Annotated in this window: 16 protein-coding genes; 8 read left to right on the top strand and 8 right to left on the bottom strand. The window is 62.0% G+C overall.

All coding sequences use genetic code 11. The features are described from left to right. The first annotated feature begins 30 nt into the window (after nt 1-30). The 3 genes from ACKJSM_RS04490 to ACKJSM_RS04480 all read left to right on the top strand — a co-directional run bounded on the left by ACKJSM_RS04490 (nt 31) and on the right by ACKJSM_RS04480 (nt 3,269). Nucleotides 31-1,941: an ATP-binding cassette domain-containing protein gene (locus tag ACKJSM_RS04490; RefSeq protein ID WP_339486474.1), complete on the top strand. Its 1,911-nt coding sequence runs from the start codon at nt 31-33 to the stop codon at nt 1,939-1,941. Further along, nucleotides 1,941-2,522, top strand: a complete 582-nt coding sequence (locus ACKJSM_RS04485; RefSeq protein WP_236182545.1) for a mechanosensitive ion channel family protein — start codon at nt 1,941-1,943, stop codon at nt 2,520-2,522. Before ACKJSM_RS04490 ends, ACKJSM_RS04485 begins: the two co-directional genes overlap by 1 nt. A 114-nt stretch (nt 2,523-2,636) precedes the next feature. Beyond that, nucleotides 2,637-3,269, top strand: coding sequence for a LysE family transporter (locus ACKJSM_RS04480; protein WP_064600316.1), 633 nt, complete (start codon nt 2,637-2,639; stop codon nt 3,267-3,269). Nucleotides 3,270-3,330: 61 nt separating this feature from the next. On the opposite strand, the gene ACKJSM_RS04475 is transcribed toward ACKJSM_RS04480, so the two are convergent. The 5 genes from ACKJSM_RS04475 to ACKJSM_RS04455 all read right to left on the bottom strand — a co-directional run bounded on the left by ACKJSM_RS04475 (nt 3,331) and on the right by ACKJSM_RS04455 (nt 8,059). Next, nucleotides 3,331-4,074 (bottom strand): penicillin-binding protein activator LpoB, encoded by a 744-nt coding sequence (locus tag ACKJSM_RS04475; protein ID WP_410236732.1) that lies wholly within the window; start codon nt 4,072-4,074, stop codon nt 3,331-3,333. 3 nt (nt 4,075-4,077) lie between these two features. Continuing rightward, entirely contained in the window at nt 4,078-4,665 is a 588-nt protein-coding gene (gene lpoB / locus ACKJSM_RS04470; RefSeq protein ID WP_410236731.1) for a penicillin-binding protein activator LpoB, read from the bottom strand. Between the two features lie 36 nt (nt 4,666-4,701). After that, nucleotides 4,702-5,076, bottom strand: coding sequence for a YcfL family protein (locus ACKJSM_RS04465; protein WP_011336502.1), 375 nt, complete (start codon nt 5,074-5,076; stop codon nt 4,702-4,704). A 15-nt stretch (nt 5,077-5,091) separates the two neighbouring features. Further along, complete coding sequence (locus ACKJSM_RS04460) at nt 5,092-6,486, bottom strand: COG3014 family protein (protein ID WP_410236730.1); 1,395 nt, start codon at nt 6,484-6,486, stop codon at nt 5,092-5,094. 202 nt (nt 6,487-6,688) lie between these two features. Then, the gene (locus ACKJSM_RS04455) at nt 6,689-8,059 is read right to left on the bottom strand and encodes a COG3014 family protein (RefSeq protein WP_410236728.1); all 1,371 of its coding nucleotides are present in this window, start codon (nt 8,057-8,059) and stop codon (nt 6,689-6,691) included. 151 nt (nt 8,060-8,210) lie between these two features. Here ACKJSM_RS04455 and ACKJSM_RS04450 point away from each other — a divergent pair, with 151 nt between their 5' ends. Both ACKJSM_RS04450 and ACKJSM_RS04445 read left to right on the top strand, forming a co-directional pair. Continuing rightward, entirely contained in the window at nt 8,211-10,106 is a 1,896-nt protein-coding gene (locus tag ACKJSM_RS04450; protein WP_410236727.1) for an FTR1 family protein, read from the top strand. Nucleotides 10,107-10,215: 109 nt separating this feature from the next. After that, nucleotides 10,216-10,671, top strand: coding sequence for a YaiI/YqxD family protein (locus ACKJSM_RS04445; protein ID WP_179693319.1), 456 nt, complete (start codon nt 10,216-10,218; stop codon nt 10,669-10,671). A gap of 54 nt (nt 10,672-10,725) precedes the next feature. Here the strand turns inward: ACKJSM_RS04445 and elbB are convergent, their stop codons facing one another. Next, nucleotides 10,726-11,394 (bottom strand): isoprenoid biosynthesis glyoxalase ElbB, encoded by a 669-nt coding sequence (gene elbB, locus ACKJSM_RS04440; protein ID WP_236182550.1) that lies wholly within the window; start codon nt 11,392-11,394, stop codon nt 10,726-10,728. Nucleotides 11,395-11,509: 115 nt separating this feature from the next. Here elbB and ACKJSM_RS04435 point away from each other — a divergent pair, with 115 nt between their 5' ends. Next, nucleotides 11,510-12,745, top strand: coding sequence for a sterol desaturase family protein (locus ACKJSM_RS04435; RefSeq protein WP_410236726.1), 1,236 nt, complete (start codon nt 11,510-11,512; stop codon nt 12,743-12,745). On the opposite strand, the gene ACKJSM_RS04430 is transcribed toward ACKJSM_RS04435, so the two are convergent. Beyond that, nucleotides 12,726-13,382 (bottom strand): DedA family protein, encoded by a 657-nt coding sequence (locus tag ACKJSM_RS04430; RefSeq protein ID WP_410236724.1) that lies wholly within the window; start codon nt 13,380-13,382, stop codon nt 12,726-12,728. The genes ACKJSM_RS04435 and ACKJSM_RS04430 overlap by 20 nt on opposite strands. 208 nt (nt 13,383-13,590) lie before the next feature. Between ACKJSM_RS04430 and hemB the strand changes: the two genes are divergently transcribed. After that, the gene (hemB, locus tag ACKJSM_RS04425; protein ID WP_410236723.1) at nt 13,591-14,604 is read left to right on the top strand and encodes a porphobilinogen synthase; all 1,014 of its coding nucleotides are present in this window, start codon (nt 13,591-13,593) and stop codon (nt 14,602-14,604) included. Nucleotides 14,605-14,622: 18 nt separating this feature from the next. Then, complete coding sequence (gene ppk1 / locus ACKJSM_RS04420) at nt 14,623-16,848, top strand: polyphosphate kinase 1 (protein WP_236182553.1); 2,226 nt, start codon at nt 14,623-14,625, stop codon at nt 16,846-16,848. A 66-nt stretch (nt 16,849-16,914) separates the two neighbouring features. Here ppk1 and ppx read toward each other — a convergent pair whose 3' ends face one another. Beyond that, nucleotides 16,915-18,417, bottom strand: coding sequence for an exopolyphosphatase (gene ppx, locus ACKJSM_RS04415; protein WP_236182554.1), 1,503 nt, complete (start codon nt 18,415-18,417; stop codon nt 16,915-16,917). Between the last annotated feature and the right edge of the window lie 127 nt (nt 18,418-18,544).

Raw genomic sequence — 18,544 nt, 5'->3', positions numbered from 1 at the left:
CGGGGGAAGCTGGTAGACTCCGCCGCCATTATGATCCGACTTCAGAACCTGACTTTACAGCGTGGCCCGCAACGTCTGCTAGAAGACGCCGAGCTGACCCTGCACGCCGGCCACAAAGCCGGCCTCATCGGTGCCAACGGCGCCGGCAAATCCAGCCTGTTCGCCCTGCTCCGCGGTGAGTTGCACCCGGACTCGGGCGACTGCCTGCTGCCGGCCGACTGGCGTATCGCCCACATGCGCCAGGAGGTCGACACGCTCGAACGCCTGGCGGTTGACTATGTGCTCGACGGCGACCTGCGTCTGCGCGAAGTGCAGCGTGAGCTTGCAGCGGCCGAAGAGGCCCACGACGGCACCGCGCTGGCCCGCCTGCACGCCGAACTGGACAGCGCCGATGGCTACACCGCCGATGCGCGGGCGCGCAAGCTGCTCGCCGGTCTCGGTTTCACTAACGAGCAGATGGATCGTCAGGTAGGAGATTTCTCCGGTGGCTGGCGGATGCGTCTGAACCTTGCGCAGGCTTTGATGTGCCCATCGGACCTGCTGCTGCTCGACGAACCGACCAACCACCTGGACCTCGACGCCATCATCTGGCTCGAAGAGTGGCTGAAAAGTTACCCCGGCACTTTGCTGCTGATTTCCCACGACCGGGATTTCCTCGATGAAGTGGTCGATCACGTGGCCCACGTCGATCAGCGCAAACTGACGCTCTACCGTGGCGGCTACACCGCGTTCGAACGCGCCCGTGCCGAGCGTCTGGCCCAGCAGCAACAGGCCTACGAGAAGCAGCAGGCGCAGCGTGCGCACATGGAAAGCTACATCGCCCGGTTCAAGGCCCAGGCCACCAAGGCCCGTCAGGCCCAGAGCCGGATCAAGGCGCTGGAGCGGATGGAGGAGCTGTCGGCGGCCCACGTCGATTCGCCGTTCGACTTCGTATTCCGTGAGTCGACCAAGATTTCCAGCCCGCTGATCGACCTGTCCGATGCACGTCTGGGTTATGGCGAGAAAACTGTGCTGGAGAAGGTCAAGCTGCAACTGACCCCCGGCGCGCGGATCGGCTTGCTTGGCCCCAACGGTGCGGGCAAGTCGACCCTGATCAAGAACCTCGCCGGCGAGCTCGAACCGCTGGCCGGACGCCTGACTCGCGGTGAAAACACCGTGGTCGGTTACTTCGCCCAGCATCAGCTCGACTCGCTGGACGCCAAGGCCAGCCCGTTGCTGCATTTGCAGCGTCTGGCACCGACCGAACGCGAGCAGACCCTGCGCGACTTCCTTGGTGGTTTCGATTTCCGGGGTGCGCGGATCGACGAGCCGGTGCTGAATTTCTCCGGTGGCGAGAAGGCCCGTCTGGCCCTGGCGTTGATTGCCTGGGAGCGGCCGAACCTGTTGCTGCTCGACGAACCGACCAACCACCTCGACCTGGAAATGCGTTTGGCGCTGACCATGGCGTTGCAGGAGTTCAGCGGCGCGGTGCTGGTGGTTTCCCACGATCGGCATTTGCTCAAGAGCACCACCGACAACTTCTTCCTGGTGGCGGATGGCAAGGTCGAGGAGTTCGATGGCGACCTTGAAGACTACGCCCGTTGGCTGGTCGAGTACCGTCAGCGTAACGCCCCGGTCAGCAACACGCCGGTCAATCCGGACAAGACCGACAAGAAGGCCCAGCGCCAGGCCGCCGCTGCGTTGCGTCAGCAGCTGGCACCGCACAAGCGCGAAGCCGATAAACTCGAAGCCGAGCTCGGCAAGCTGCACGAGAAACTGGCCAAGGTCGATGCCAGCCTTGGCGACAGCGACCTCTACGACCCGGCGCGCAAGAACGAACTGCGTGACCTGCTGGCCGAGCAGGCCAGGCTGAAAGTCCGCGAAGGCGAGCTTGAAGAAGCGTGGATGCAAGCTCTGGAAACGCTGGAAAGCATGCAGGCGGAGCTGGAGGCGTTGTCCTGATGGAAGCCTTCAGACTTCCATTGCCGGCGATGTGGGTCGAGCCGATCTGGCTCGGCGTGCAGATCCTGCTGATTCTGCTGGCCGGCTACGTCGCTCAGCGCGTCGTCGCCCGGTTCCTGACCGGCCTGGGCGAAAAGTATCCGTTGCCGCCGCAGCTGCTGATGCCGCTGCGCGGCGGTCTGCGCTGGCTGATCATGGGCAGTGCGCTGATCTTCGTGCTGGAACGCCTCGGGGTCTCGGCCACGGTGCTCTGGACTGCGCTGTCGGGCTTCGTCGCGGTGGCGGCGGTCGCGTTCTTCGCCATGTGGAGTGTGCTGTCGAACCTGCTCTGCGCGATTCTGATTTTCACCGTCGGCCCGTTCCGTCTCGGCGACGTGGTCGAATTGGTGGACACCACCGACAAACCGGGCGTCAAAGGTCGGGTGGTGGCGATCAATCTGCTCTACACCACGTTGATCGAAGCCGAAGAACTCGGCACCGGCAGCGCCATGGTGCAAGTGCCCAACAGCCTGTTCTTCCAGCGTTCGGTGCGACGCTGGCGCGGCACGGATGTCTTCCCTTCCAGCGGTTTCGAAAAGTGACCGGACGCCGGCTGCGTTGGTCGGCGGCCGCAACATCCTGCAAAAAATCGGTAGTCATCCAGCCAAATCCGCATTAGCTTTGAGGATTGTCACGAGTCCGAGTCGAGGTGTGCGATGGAGCTTCAAACATGGCTGGCGTTTTTTGCCGCCTGCTGGGTGATCAGTCTTTCTCCGGGTGCCGGCGCCATTGCGTCGATGTCCAGCGGCCTGCAATACGGTTTCTGGCGCGGCTACTGGAATGCCCTGGGCCTGCAGATCGGCCTGGCTGTGCAGATTGCCATCGTGGGTGCCGGTGTCGGCGCGATCCTCACCGCCTCGGCCACGGCCTTTCACGCGATCAAATGGTTCGGTGTTGCCTATCTGGTTTATCTGGCGATCAAGCAGTGGCGCGCCCTGCCGATGGACATGAGTGACGACGCGGCGGTTCGGCCGATCGGCAAGCCGCTGGCGCTGGTGTTCCGTGGTTTTCTGGTGAACATCAGCAACCCCAAGGCTCTGGTGTTCATGCTCGCGGTACTGCCGCAGTTCATCAATCCGCATGCACCACTGCTGATCCAGTATGTGGTGATCGGCGTGACCATGATCGCGGTCGACCTGATTGTCATGGCCGGCTACACCGGTCTGGCGTCGAAGGTATTGCGCCTGTTGCGTACCCCGACCCAGCAGCGACGCATGAACCGCACGTTTGCCGGCCTGTTCATTGGCGCAGCGGCGTTCATGGCCACACTGCGCAAAGCGGCCGCGTAAAGCGTACAGGCATTAAAAAAGGCGACCTTTGCAGGTCGCCTTTTTCGTTTCCGGCGATCGATCAGCGCAGAATCACCGGTGCCGTATCACGCGGCAGATTATTGCGTTGCTGCGGCTCGCGCGGCTGCTCATAACCGCCACCGCCGAGCTGCATGCTCAGCTGTCCGGCCACGTCTTCGCCCAGCGCCTTCGAGACGTCGCGCACCACCCGTGGGCGGTTCAGCGAAATCTTGATATCGCGGTGGTTCACCAGTTTCGTGTCCTGCGCTTCACCCATCGCCGTAAAGGCCGAAGTGATTTCGTAGGTCTTGGTGTTGATCAGGCTGAAGTCGGCCACCAGCGTCAGGCCCAGCACGGCGGAATAGCTGTCGGTGTTCGCCAGCTCGTTGACGTCCTGGGTGAAGTCGATGTCCGACACGGTGCCGAACAGCACGTAGTCGGCGCCCTTGAAGTTGCCGGCCTTGATCCGCTTGATCACATCGTAGATGTCACCCTTGGACGAGGCGGTGTACGGGGTGCCCTGTATCAGCTGGAACATCCCGGTGCGCAGGATTTCACCCTTGATATCGCCAGTGAATTTACGCAGCTCGGCCTGCTCGATGTAGCTGGTGTTGGCTTCGAACTCGTTGTAGCTCGAAGAACCGCTGGAGCTGTAATAGCCCTCGCGGTAATTGCTCTTCGACGAAACGATGTGGATGTATTGCTCCACCCGTTCCTGGTACGCCAGATCCGTCACCGCGACTTTCGGGGCCGCCTGCACGCTGAACGCGCAAGCCAGGGCCATCATGCCAATCCATGTGCGCATCGATTAACGCTCCGTGGTTTTGCGGATCTCTTTTTCGTCCATCCACTCGGCCAGACCGCTTTCAACGTCGATCAGTTGCAGGCTGAATTTGTAGAAGACGTCCTTGTAGTCGCTGCTGCGCTTGACGATCGAGCTGATCGAGCCTTCAAGACGGTATTTGGCGGCGATCATGTTGCCAGTCTTGGCCACGGTGCTCTTCTTGTACAGGCCGCTCTGGTTTTGCAGCTTGAGTTGGTCGACCTGGCTCTGCATCGCGGTGTTGTCGCTGGCGAAACGGGCGGTGCCGGACTTCATCAGCTGGGTCTTGATGCTGGTGGTGATTTCGCGGGTGTCGATGTATTCGCTGGTCTTGTTCTTCACGTCGTAGACCTGCACCACCGGGCGGCCCTGCAAAATGCCGGACTGGGCCAGGGAACGGGTCATCGACTCGGCGATCATCTGCAGGTCGGTGGAGCCGAATTCGTTGGTCACGGTTTCAACGGCCTTGGTGTCGCCGTAGCTGATGTTCTTGTTGCCCAGGGTCGGCGAAGTGTTGGCGCAACCGCTGGCCAGCAGGGCGAGGACGGCGATGAAGGAAAAGCGTGCAAACATGGGAATGCTCTCTGAATCGGGAATGGGGTGTCGGGCTTAAGGCGTCTTGAGTTCCAGACGGAAGTCCACGGCTTTGGGTGTCGGGGCGATGCCCTGGATGAAGCTGGTCTGGGCGCCGTACATCATCTGGCTCTTCCAGACTTCTTCTTCGGCGATCGGGAAACCTTCCGGCCCGAGCCAGGCGAAGCGGTAGTAGAACGTCTTGTTGCTGTTGAGGGTGTTGCTCAACTGCACGTTGACGGTCATGAAACCGTTTTCGCGGGCCACGCGCATCGCGCCGACCACGATGTGTTTCTGCGGGCCCATGGCCACGACCTTGCTCGCGGCACTGCCCGGCTCCGGTGGTGGCGGGGTGGCGCAGCCGCTCGCCAGCAGGGCGAGGGCGGCGACGGCGATGAGTTTGAAGCGCATGCAAAGACTCCGTTCTTAAGGTTGTTTGAGGCTGGCCACGGCGGTGGCGCCAGCACTCGGGGTGACGTGGGCGGCGAGGCCTGCGGCGAACACCTGATTGCCGACGGCGCGCAGGGTGATTACCTGATAACGCTGATCGACGGTGACCTTGACCTGAGAGCCACCGACGGCGTTCGGCAGGGTGACGTGGTGCTCGCCTTTCTTCAAACGCAGACGTACGACCTGAGTCGTGTCCGGCAGAGTACGCCACGTACGGGTATCGGCACCTTCGAGCACAGCTGAAGAAATACCGACCGCCAGACCGGCCAGCGGGTTGGTTTCGTTGATCTTCTTCTGCGCCACACCCTTGGTGATCGCGCGCACGGTGGTGCGCAGGATGATCCCCGGCATGTCATCGCGCAGGGCGCGGCGGGACATGGCGGTGGTGCTGTTGAGCGCGGTCAGGTCGACCTGTTGGCCATCGACACCGATCTGCGCGAACGTCGCGGTGGAGGTGTCAGGCTTGATCACCGGGAACGACAGCGGCGTGATGACCACACTGTTGGAGATCGGCAGCGGCAGCGGGATGCGGATCGAATCGCGGGCCGGCGCCAGACCGCTTTGCACCACGATCAGGATGTCGCTGTCATCGCTCTTGACCGGTTTGTCGAGGTTGACCAGCGCCTGCTCCAGCAGCGGCGTGTTCGGGCGCAGTTCGGCAGCCTTGCGATAGCCCGGCGCAGCGAGGTCTTTTTCGCCCAGGGCTTCATAGACGAAACCGGCCAGGTAATGGCTGAACGCGCTCTGGTAGCTGTTTTTCAGGCCGACCACTTCCGGTGCGTCGAGGCTGGCGACCGGGTAGCCCTGCAAGTCCTTGTATTGGGTCTTGATGCCTTCTTTCTCGGCTTCCTCTTCGCTCTTGAGGTATTCCTTGTCGCGCAGGTCGGCGATCACCGCTTCACGTTCGTGAGTCTTCTTGATCGCGGTACGGGCGCCGTCGAAATCATTGACCGCCAGCAGGTTCAGGGCCATCTGCGTGGTCAGCATGACCTTTTCGTAGTCGTAGCCTTCGTAGCGGCGCACCTTGTCGTTGACCAGGAAGCTGCCGAACTGAGCCAGGTACTTGTCGGTGTCGAGCTTGACCGAATCTTCCCACTTGCCCACCACCTGGTCGGCGCTGGTCCAGGCATTCTGGCTGCCTGACAGGTCGCCCTTGGCGCGCAGCAGTTCACCCTTCTCGAAGTAATAGAGCAGGTCCTTGTCCGGGCCGGTGTTGTTCTTTTCCAGCAAGGTCAGGGCGGCGTCGACGTTGCCGGTGGCCAGTTGCTGGTTGGTCTGGGCCAGTTCGGAATCGTAGTTGCGAAACGCCGAACAGCCGGACAGCAGGGTGACAGCGCTGAGCGCAATCAGGGTGGGGGCGCGAAATGCCATGGGGTACTTCTTCCATGAGTAGCGACAGCCTCGGGTGCGGGTCGGGCTGCTGGGACCGATCGGCAGTGGCGCTGGCCTCCTGCCAATTCCTCATAAAAAGAGGAGCTTTAATGCCGCAACGCGATAGCGCGGGCGCGGCATTATAAGCGGGCGATGCTGGCTATGTAATAGCTTTTTAATTGCACTGGTTAGTTCGGTGCCATTACTTATCCGGCAGTCTGGCATCGCCGATTACGTTGGCGATATCTCTCAGAACTCGCAGGTTGACCAACTGGTGTTCGCGATCGATGCGCAGGGTGACCGATGACGCTCCGGGTGCATTGGGCGCATTGAATTGATGATCGCCTTTCTTCAGCCGTATGCGTGCCACCAATGTCTTGTCGGGAAGCGTGCGCCAGGTTCTGGTGTCGGCCTCCTCAAAAGGGTCGTGCTCGGTGACAACTAATGAGGCCTTGGCCGGATTGCGTTCGTTTTCCTGGGCCTGGGCAATGGCGGCCATGTTGGCGCGGAACATCGCCCGGGAAATGATCGCCGGCATGTCATCGCGCAGCGTACGAAACGCCATGTCGGTGACGCTGTTGATCACGGTCAGCGGTCGTTTGCGGCCATCCACCAGGATGTGGTCGAACGCTGGTGTGACGGTGTCCGGCACCAGAATGGGAAACGAGATCGGTGCAGTGATGACCAGATTTTCATTGAGCCGCACCGGGATCGGCACGCTCACCGAACTGCGGGCAGGTGCCAGGCCACTCTGAACGACGATCAGCACGTCGCTCTCATCGGCCTTGGGCGGCTGGTCGAGATTGCGCAGCGCCTGTTCGAGGAAGGGTGTGTTCGGGCGCAACTCGATCGCCTGGCGATAACCCGGCGCGGCCAGGCCGCGTTCGCCCAGCGCTTCATAGGTGAAACCGGCCAGGTAATGGCTGAAAGCACTCTGGTAGCCGTTCTTCAGTTCAATCACCGCTGGCGCGTCCAGGGTGGTGACGGGATAGCCCTGCAGATCCTTGTATTGCACGACGATGCCTTGACCTTTGGCCTGTTCCTCGAGCTCTTCATACTGGCGCTCCCGCTGGCGGGCGATCAGTGCTTCACGTTCGTGGGTCTTCTTGATGTCTGCCCGTGCGCCGTCGAAATCACTTTCGCCCAATTGGTTGAGGGCCATCTGCGTAGTCAGCATGACCTTTTCGTAGTCGTAGCCTTCGTAGCGGCTGAGCTTGTCGTTGACCAGCATGGTGCCCATTTCATAGGCAAACCGGTTGAGCAGCTTCATGGGGGCGGAAGGCACGGCTTCTTCGCGCTGGAACACCATCCGGTCTGCGCTGCGCCAGGCTTTCTGGCTCTGCGGGCGTGCGTTGGCGAAGCTGAGAATCGAACCCTTCTCGAAGTAGTAGAGCAGGTCCTTGTCTTCCCACGGGTTGTGCCACTCCAGCACATCCAGGGCGCCCTGATAGTCGCCGAGCATCAGCCGGTCGTTGGTTTGCTGCATTTCCAGGTCGTAATTGCGGTAAGCCGCGCAGCCGCTCAGTTGCAGGATCGTGCTGATTAATACCGGGAGTAGCAGGCGTTGGCGCATGGAGTGCAGCTCTTCCTGGAGCAGAGAGGCGAAAGGTGAAGGATTATAGGGGTGGGCAGTGGCCATGTGCCGGGTATTGGAGAGAAAGCTTGAGGGAATCGCGCTCGAAGTGAACAATATGTAACTTCGCATTTCCACTTGAGACTCATTCATGACTGCCGCGTCCCGATTTCTGGCCTGGCTGGCGTTTCCGCTGTGCGCCCTGGGCAGCTTCAATCTGCTGGCCGACACCGTGGAAGGCGCGCCACAGGCGCTGCACCTGCTCGATTACATCAGCGCCGATTACCCGCCGACGGTCGAGGCCGGCAAGGTTATCGACGACGGCGAATATCGTGAGCAGCTGGAATTCACCCAGGTGCTGCAAGGGCTGATCGCCGGCCTGCCGGCCAAACCGGAGAAAGCGGCGCTGGAACAGGGCGTCAGCGCCTTGCACGCCGCGATCACGGCGAAACAGGATGGCGCGGACGTGGCCCGTCAGGCCCGGCAACTGGGGGCGAAACTGGCGGTGGCTTATGAAGTCAGTCAGGCCCCGATCATCACCCCCGACCCTGCCCGTGGTGCGCCGCTGTATGCGCAAAACTGCTCGGTGTGCCACGGCGACACGGGTGCCGGCGACGGCCCGGCGGGTCTCGGCATGACGCCGGCGCCGGCCAATCTGCGCGACGCGGCGCGGATGGATCACCTGAGCCTGTACGCGATCTACAGCACCCTCGGCCAGGGCGTCGAAGGCACGGACATGCCGGCCTTTGCCGATCAACTGGACGACCGTCAGCGCTGGGATCTGGCGACCTACATCGCGCAGTTCAGCGCCGATCCGGCCACGGCCAAATCCGACAAGACCTACAACATCGCCGATCTGGCCCGCCAGACCCCGGCCGAAGTGCAGGCCGCCGAAGGCCCTGAAGCCGCGGCGATCTTCCGTGTACAACGGGCGCAGCCGCCGCAGGTCAAGCGCGGCCCGGCGCAGTTGCTCGATTACACCGCGGCGACCCTGGACAAGAGCCTGGCGGCGTACCGTGCCGGTGAACACGATCAGGCTTACGACCTGTCGGTGGCGGCGTATCTGGAAGGCTTCGAGCTGGTCGAAAGCTCGCTGGACAACGTCGACGCCAACGTACGCAAGGACACCGAAAGATCCCTGATGGCCTATCGGCAAGCGCTGCAGGACGGCTTGCCGGTGGAGCAGGCCGAGCAGCGTCTCGACGCGGCCAAGGCCAAACTCAAGGAATCCGCCGGCCTGTTGGGCAGCGACGGTCTGAGCTGGTCGCTGAGCTACATCTCCGGGCTGTTGATTCTGCTGCGCGAAGGTCTGGAAGCGATTCTGGTGCTGGCGGCGATCCTCGCGTTCCTGCGCAACACCGGCCAGCAATCGGCGGTGCGCAGCGTCAACGTCGGCTGGGGGCTGGCGCTGCTCGCCGGCCTCGGGACCTGGGCGCTGGCGGCGTACGTGATCGATGTCAGCGGCTCCCAGCGTGAACTGCTCGAGGGCGCCACGGCGCTGTTCGCCAGCGTCATGGTGCTGTGGCTCGGGGTGTGGATGCACGACCGTCGGCACGCGGCGGCCTGGCAGGATTACATCAAGCAGAGTCTGGTCGGTGGTGGCGGGCGTTTCGGTTTCGCGATCCTGGCGTTCTTCTCGGTGTATCGCGAGCTGTTCGAAGTGATCCTGTTCTACGAAACCCTGTGGCTGCAGGCCGGTCCCGCCGGGCATAACGCGGTACTCGCTGGCGGTGCGACGGCGCTGGTGCTGCTGTTCGGTCTGGCGTGGGTGATCCTGCGCGGTTCGGCGAAACTGCCGCTGGCGCTGTTCTTCAGCATCAACGCGGCGCTGCTCTGCGCGTTGTCCGTGGTATTCGCCGGTCACGGCGTGAAGGCGTTGCAGGAAGCCGGGGTCTTTGGCACGCGGCCGGTGGCGTTCTTCGATTTCGACTGGTTGGGGATTCATGCCGACGCCTATTCGCTGACGGCGCAGGCCGTGGCGATTGTGGCGATCATTGTGCTTTATGGCCGCAGTTGGGTGGCTGAAAAGCGCCGCATGGCTGCTTGAACAGCATTCGCTGCGCTCACTCCGCGGGCAAGCCCGCTCCCACAGGGATTGTGTATGACCTTGTGCGAGCATGGCTTGCCCGCGATGTTTTTGGATTGAGGAAATCATGATGCGCGTATGGATCGATGCCGACGCCTGCCCGAAAATGGCCAAGGAGCTGGTAGTCAAGTTCGCCCTCAAGCGCCGCTTCGAAGTGGTGCTGGTGGCGGGGCAGCCGCAGAGCAAACCGGCGCTGGCGATCGTCAAGCTGATCGTGGTGCCGAGCGGCCCGGATGCGGCGGATGATTATCTGGTGGAACACGCGGTGCCGGGCGAACTGGTGATCTGCAGCGACATTCCGCTGGCCGACCGGCTGGTGAAAAAGGGGGTGGCGGCGCTGGACCCGCGAGGCAAGGAGTTCGACGCGCAGAACATGGGTGAGCGGCTGGCGACACGCAACCTGTTTACCGACCTGCGCGAGCAGGGCCAGGTCAGTGGCGGCCCGGCGCCGTTCGGTGAGCGCGAGAAGCAGGCGTTCGCCAATGCGCTGGACCGGATCCTGACGCGCCTGGCGCGTCAGGTTTGATCGTCACCCGTTGATCGTTCCCACGCGGAGCGTGGGAACGATCACGGTCTCCGGTCAGGCGTCGTTTTCGTGAGTCAGCTCGAGCACCCGATCCACCAGTTTGTTGATCCCCGAAGCCGCTTCGCTGATTGACTGCGCCAGCATGTAGGCCGGGGTGGTCACCAGTTTGCGCGCCTTGTCTTCGATGATGTCGGTCACCGCGCAGTCTTCGTGGGTGGCGCCCATCTTGTTCATGGCGGCGGCGGTGTCGGCGTCGTTGCCGATGGTGCAGGTCACGCCGGGGCCGTAGATTTTCGCGGCCAGCGCCGGCGAGATGCAGATCAAACCAACAGGCTTGCCCGCTTCGGCAAAGGCTTCGGCCAGCGCCAGCACCTCCGGCTGCACGGTGCAGCCAGCGCCTTCGATGGCGAAATTCGACAGGTTCTTCGCCGCACCGAAACCGCCTGGCACGATCAGCGCATCGAAGTCCTCGACATCGGCCTCGCGCAGATCCTTGACGTCGCCCCGGGCGATGCGAGCCGATTCCACCAGCACGTTGCGCGACTCGGGCATTTCTTCACCGGTCAGGTGATTGATCACATGCAATTGCGCGATGTTCGGGGCGAAGCACTGCACCTGGGCACCGCGCTGGTCGAGGCGCAGCAGAGTAATGACGCTCTCCTGAATCTCGGCGCCGTCGTACACGCCGCAACCGGACAGGATCACTGCAACTTTTTTGCTCATGGGTTTCTCTCCAGATTCATGGCGTTAAATGTCCTCTAATTTGTCGTTCGTTGCCATAGGATCAAGCCGCGGCTACACCTAGGATCTGTGCTACAGATTCCGACCAGGGCGCGTCATGAACTTCATCCTGTATGCGGTACCGTTTTTCTTCGTGTTGATTGCGGCGGAGCTCATCGCCGACCGCTGGCGCGGGATGAGCAACTATCGCCTGGCCGATGCGGTGAACAGCATCAGCACCGGGGTGTTGTCGACCACCACCGGCCTGTTGACCAAGGGCGTGGGCCTGGTGACCTATGCGTTTGCCCTGGAGCATCTGGCGCTGGTCAGGTTGTCGGCGGACAGTGTCTGGGTCTGGGTGTTTGCCTTTGTCTTCTATGACTTCTGCTATTACTGGCTGCATCGCCTGGGCCATGAACGGAACATTCTCTGGGCGGCGCATTCGGTGCATCACCAGAGCGAGGACTACAACCTTTCCACGGCCTTGCGCCAGACCAGCACCGGGTTTCTGTTGAGCTGGATCTTCTACCTGCCGATGGCCGTGTTCGGGGTGCCTTTGCTGGTGTTCGTCAGCGTTGCGGCGCTGAATCTGCTGTATCAGTTCTGGGTCCATACCCGGCACATTTCCAAGCTCGGCTGGTTCGAGTGGTGCTTCGTCACGCCGTCCAATCATCGGGCCCACCATGCACAGAACGCTCTCTACATGGATCGCAACTATGGCGGGGTGTTCATTATTTGGGACCGTCTGTTCGGCTCGTTCCAGGAAGAGGACGACAACGAGCCGGTGATTTTCGGCGTGACCACGCCATTGGCGAGCTGGAATCCGTTGTGGGCCAACCTGCAGTTCTACGCGCAGCTGTGGGACGATGCGCGCCGGGCCGAGCGTACGTGGGACAAGATCCGGATCTGGTTCATGCGTACCGGCTGGCGGCCGGCGGACGTCGCGGCGAAGTACCCGATGAGCAAGCGGGACTTGAGTCAGTTCCGCAAATTCGAAGTGCCGCTGGACAGCCGTCAGCAGTGGTACGTGGGGTTGCAGTTTGGCGTCTATGTGGCGCTGGGCAGTTATCTGATGAATCTGGAACACAGTCTGCCTACCGGAGCATTGGTGCTGGGCTGGGGCGCGGAGGCGTTCGGTTTGTTCGTGTTGGGCGTGGCCCTGGAGAATCGCCCGTGGGCGGCGAAGCTGGAAGTGTTGCGGCTGGCATCGAACCTGCCGCTGGTGTGGCTGGCGCCGCAGTTCGGGCTCTGGCCGACCAGCCCGGGGATATGGGTCGGCCTGCTCATTTACAGCCTGCTCAGCGGCATCGGGCTGTATGGCTGCCGCCAGCGACTTACTCGGCTGGCGTCTTAGGGTCGGCGGCGTTGGTCATTTCGGCTTTGTGCCGTTCGGCCTTGGCCAGTAGCTCGGCCTGTTCTTCCTCGTAGACCTTTTTCGCCAGTCGCGCGTTCTTGAACCGGCGACGCAGCCACAGGCCCAGGCCGAGCACCAGCAGCGCGCCCAGCACCCACAGCTCATATTTCTTGATGCTGCCGAGCATGCCTTCGAGCACGGCGCCGAAATGGTAGGCGGCAGCAGCCAGGGCGGTGGCCCAGATCGCGGCGCCGATACCGTTGAGCAGCAGATAGCGTCCTGGCGGATAGCCCGACAGGCCGATTGCCACCGGCATCACCGTGCGCAGGCCGTACACGAAGCGAAAGCTCAGGACCCAGATGTCCGGGTGCCTGCGGATGTGTTCCAGCGCGCGGTCGCCCATCATCTGCCAGCGCGGTTTGCGCGCCAGCAATTTGCGTCCGTGCTTGCGGCCCAGGAAGTACCACAGCTGATCGCCGGCATAGCTGCCGAAGAATGCCACGACCACCACCAGTTTGATGTCCATGTATTCACGGAACGCGAGGAAGCCCGCGAGCACCAGGATGGTTTCGCCTTCGAAAAATGTCCCGAGAAACAGGGCAAAGTAGCCGAAGTCATGCAGAAATTGTTGGAGCATTGTCTGGGTGCTGGCGAAATGAACGCGCAGCCTAACCCTTCGGACACATTCAGGAAAGTGTCGAAATGTGTCTCGACGTGAACATTTCCTACACGGACAATGGAAAGCGACTACCTGTCGCAGGGGTGCACATAACTGTCATACGACCGTCATAATGGCCATCTATAACTGTCACGCTCGCCCGTTTGCGCGGGCTCAGGAGTCTGCCGTGAGCTTTACCCCAGCCAACCGTCTGTTCCCTGCCACCCGCCTGCGTCGCAATCGTCGTGATGATTTTTCCCGGCGGCTGGTGCGTGAGAATGTGTTGACGGTCGATGACCTGATCCTGCCGGTATTTGTGCTCGACGGTGAAAACCGCCGCGAAGCGGTGGCTTCGATGCCGGGTGTCGAGCGCCTGACTATCGACCTGCTGCTTGAAGAGGCTGCCAAATGGGTCGAACTGGGGATTCCGGCGCTGGCGCTGTTCCCGGTCACCCCGCCTGAACTCAAATCCCTCGATGCCGCCGAAGCGTGGAATCCCGAAGGTATCGCCCAGCGCGCCACCCGTGCCCTGCGTGACCGGTTCCCGGAGCTGGGCGTGATCACCGATGTCGCCCTCGACCCGTTCACCACACACGGTCAGGACGGCATTCTCGACGAAGAGGGCTACGTGCAGAACGACGTCACCGTCGATGCACTGGTCAAACAGGCGTTGTCCCACGCCGCTGCAGGCGCCCAGGTGGTTGCCCCTTCGGACATGATGGACGGCCGCATTCAGGCGATCCGTGAAGCGCTGGAGCTGGCCGGTCACGTCAACGTGCGGATCATGGCCTACTCGGCCAAGTACGCGAGCGCCTATTACGGCCCGTTCCGTGATGCCGTGGGTTCGGCCGCGAACCTGGGCAAGGCGAACAAGGCTTCTTATCAGATGGACCCGGCCAACAGCGATGAAGCGCTGCACGAAGTGGGCGCGGACTTGTCTGAAGGCGCGGACATGGTCATGGTCAAGCCCGGCATGCCGTACCTGGACATTTTGTTCCGGGTAAAAGATGCCTTCAAAGTGCCGACCTTCGTCTATCAGGTCAGCGGCGAATACGCCATGCACATGGCGGCGATCCAGAATGGCTGGTTGAGCGAAGGCGTGATCCTCGAATCCCTGACCGCCTTTAAACGTGCCGGCGCTGATGGCATCCTGACTTACTTTGCTGTCCGTGCCGCTCAATTGTTACGAGAGCAGAAATAGCCCTCCCAGGAACATTCGATGAATACCGAAGGACTCACTGAAGTTGCCGTAAAAGAAGCACAACCGGTGGTCGAGCAGATCACCGAAACCCCGCCGGAACTGGAGCCTGCGCCACCCGCGCCGGCAACCGAGCCTGCCGCGGCGGTTCCGGCGATCGTGATTCCCGGCCTGGATGACAGCAGCCTGTACATCCACCGTGAATTGTCGCAACTGCAGTTCAACATCCGCGTGCTGGAACAGGCGCTGGACGAGTCCTACCCGTTGCTGGAGCGGCTGAAGTTCCTGCTGATCTTCTCCAGCAACCTCGACGAATTCTTCGAAATCCGCGTTGCCGGCCTCAAGAAGCAGATCACCTTCGCCCGCGAACAGGCCGGCGCCGATGGTCTGCAACCGCATCAGGCACTGGCCCGCATCAGCGAGCTGGTGCACGGTCACGTAGACCGTCAGTACGCAATCCTCAACGACATCCTGCTGCCGGAGCTGGAAAAGCATCAGGTGCGTTTCATCCGTCGGCGCAACTGGACGACCAAGCTCAAGACCTGGGTGCGCCGATATTTCCGCGACGAAATCGCGCCGATCATCACCCCGATCGGCCTCGACCCGACGCACCCGTTCCCGTTGCTGGTGAACAAGAGCCTGAACTTCATCGTCGAGCTCGAGGGTATCGACGCCTTCGGTCGTGACTCCGGTCTGGCGATCATCCCGGCGCCGCGTCTGCTGCCGCGGATCATCAAGGTGCCGGAAGAAGTCGGCGGCCCTGGCGACAACTATGTGTTCCTGTCGTCGATGATCCACGCCCACGCCGATGACCTGTTCCAGGGCATGAAGGTCAAGGGCTGCTACCAGTTCCGCCTGACCCGGAACGCCGACCTTGCGCTCGACTCCGAAGACGTCGAAGACCTGGCCCGCGCCCTGCGTGGCGAGCTGTTCTCGCGTCGTTACGGCGACGCCGTGCGTCTGGAAGTCGCCGATACCTGCCCGAAACACCTGTCGGACTACCTGCTCAAGCAGTTCAACCTGAGCGAGACCGAGCTGTACCAGGTCAACGGTCCGGTGAACCTGACGCGTCTGTTCAGCATCACCGGTCTGGACAGCCATCCGGAGCTGCAATACACGCCGTTCACGCCGCAGATCCCGAAACTGCTGCAAAACAGCGAGAACATTTTCAGCGTGGTCAGCAAGCAGGACATCCTGCTGCTGCACCCGTTCGAGTCGTTCACCCCGGTGGTCGACCTGTTGCGCCAGGCCGCCAAGGACCCGCATGTTCTGGCCGTGCGCCAGACCCTGTACCGCTCCGGCGCCAACTCGGAAATCGTCGATGCGCTGGTGGACGCCGCGCGTAACGGCAAGGAAGTGACGGCCGTCATCGAGCTGCGTGCGCGCTTCGACGAAGAATCCAACCTGCAACTGGCCAGCCGTCTGCAGGCGGCCGGTGCGGTGGTGATCTACGGCGTGGTCGGCTTCAAGACCCACGCCAAGATGATGTTGATCCTGCGTCGCGAGCAGGGCGAGATCGTGCGTTACGCGCACCTCGGTACCGGTAACTACCACGCCGGCAACGCCCGTCTGTACACCGACTACAGCCTGCTGACTTCCGACGACGCCCTGTGCGAAGACGTCGGCAAACTGTTCAGCCAGTTGATCGGCATGGGCAAGACGCTGCGCATGAAGAAGCTGCTGCATGCGCCGTTCACCCTGAAGAAGGGCATGCTCGACATGATCACCCGCGAGACGCAATTCGCGCTCGACGGCAAGCCTGCGCACATCATCGCCAAGTTCAACTCGCTGACCGATCCGAAGATCATCCGCGCGCTGTACAAGGCCAGCCAGTCCGGCGTGCGCATCGATCTGGTGGTGCGCGGCATGTGCTGCCTGCGTCCGGGCATCGCCGGGGTTTCGCACAACATTCACGTGCGCTCGATCATCGGCCGCTTCCTCGAGCACACCCGGGTGTTCTACTTCCTCAACGGTGGCGAGGAGCAGATGTTCCTGTCCAGCGCCGACTGGATGGAGCGCAACCTCGACAAGCGCGTCGAGACCTGTTTCCCGGTGGAAGGCAAGAAGCTGCTGACCCGGGTCAAGAAAGAGCTGGAGCTGTACCTGACCGACAACACCCACAGCTGGAGCCTGCAATCGGACGGCCGCTACATCCGCAACACGCCAACCGGCAACCAGAACCCGCGCAGCGCGCAGGCGACGTTGCTGGAGCGGCTGGGCAGCCCGATTCTGCCGGTCAGCAGCTGACCGCAGCTCTCAAAACAATAAAAAAGGCGATCCATCCGGATCGCCTTTTTTGCGCCTGCCCGTTACTCAATGCACGGTCAGGACAATCCCCACCCGCGTCAGCCACTCGGCCTCAAGCCCGAAATCCGCCTGGGTCAGCTGGTTTTCATCCAGCCAGTTCTCCGGGAATTCCACATCGAGGTTGTTGCCGTTGGCATGCAGCGCCACTTGCGGCATCGCCTGGGTGCCACGGATGTGGTGGAACAGGATGGCGAAACGCAGCAGCACGCACAGGCGGATCAATTTGGCGCCGTCGTCGCCGAACTCGGCAAACTTGTCCTTGGGGATGTTGCGGCGGTGACCGCGCACCAGCAGGGCAAGCATTTGCTGGTCTTCGCGGGAGAACCCGGCGAGGTCCGAGTGTTCGATCAGGTAAGCGCCGTGCTTGTGGTAGTGATAGTGCGCGATGTCGAGCCCGACTTCGTGCACTTTCGCCGCCCAGCCCAGCAGTTCGCGCCAGATGCCGTCTTCCAGCTCCCAGTCCTCTGCCACTTGATCGAACGCGTGCAAGGCTTTGCGCTCAACCCGTGCGGCCTGTTCCAGGTCGACGTGGTAGCGCTCCATGAGCGAGGTCAGGGTGCGTTCGCGCACGTCTTCGTGGTGATGGCGACCCAGCAGGTCATACAGCACGCCTTCACGCAGGGCGCCTTCGCAGTGATCCATGCGTTGCAGTTCGAGGGCGTCGAAGATCGCTTCGAGAATCGCCAGGCCCGCCGGGAAGATCGCTCGGCGATCCGGCTTGATGCCTTCGAAATCGATCTTGTCGACATCGCCGAGTTTGAACAGGCGGCGCTTGAGCCACGCCAGACCTTCGGCATTCACTTCGCCGGTGCCATGGCCGCCAGCCTTCAGTGCCAGGCCGATGGCGCGGATGGTGCCTGAGGAGCCAATGGCTTCATCCCAGGTCAGGCGGTGCAGGGCGTGTTCGATGCTCATGATTTCCAGCCGCGCCGCCGTGTACGCCTGGGCGTAGCGGGCCGGGGTGATCTTGCCGTCCTTGAAATAGCGCTGGGTGAAACTCACGCAACCCATTTGCAGGCTTTCGCGCAGCAGCGGTTCGAAACGCTGGCCGATGATAAATTCGGTACTGCCGCCGCCGATGTCGGCGACCAGACGTTTGCCCGGGGTGTCGGCGAGGGTGTGGGAGACGCCGAGGTAGATCAGGCGCGCCTCTTCACGGCCGGAGATGACTTCCACCGGATGGCCGAGGATTTCTTCGGCACGGCGGATGAATTCGCCACGGTTGCGCGCCTCGCGCAGAGCGTTGGTGCCGACGATCCGCACGGCGCCCAGCGGCATGCCGTTGATCAGTTGGGCAAAGCGCTTGAGGCAGTCGAGCCCGCGCTGCATGGATTCTTCGTTGAGCTGACGCTCATCGTCGATGCCGGCGGCCAGCTGAACCTTTTCTCCGAGCCGTTCGAGAATACGGATTTCGCCGTTCTGGGCCTTGGCCACGACCATATGAAAGCTGTTGGAGCCCAGGTCGATCGCGGCGATCAGGGACAGATTCTTGGCTTGGGATTGCGGCATGGTCTGGGGTCTCGGTCGATAACCCCGACATCGTGCCACGATCAAACGCTGCCGCCAACGCGCATGGTTCAAACCCTTGATCCTGCGCATAAAAGCCCTGCCCGCTACGGACGCCGATCGTTCAATG

Origin of the sequence: Pseudomonas sp. PHC1 (assembly GCF_046487845.1) — a bacterium.
Lineage (GTDB): Bacteria > Pseudomonadota > Gammaproteobacteria > Pseudomonadales > Pseudomonadaceae > Aquipseudomonas > Aquipseudomonas sputi.
This window is presented reverse-complemented; position numbering and strand designations above follow the sequence as displayed.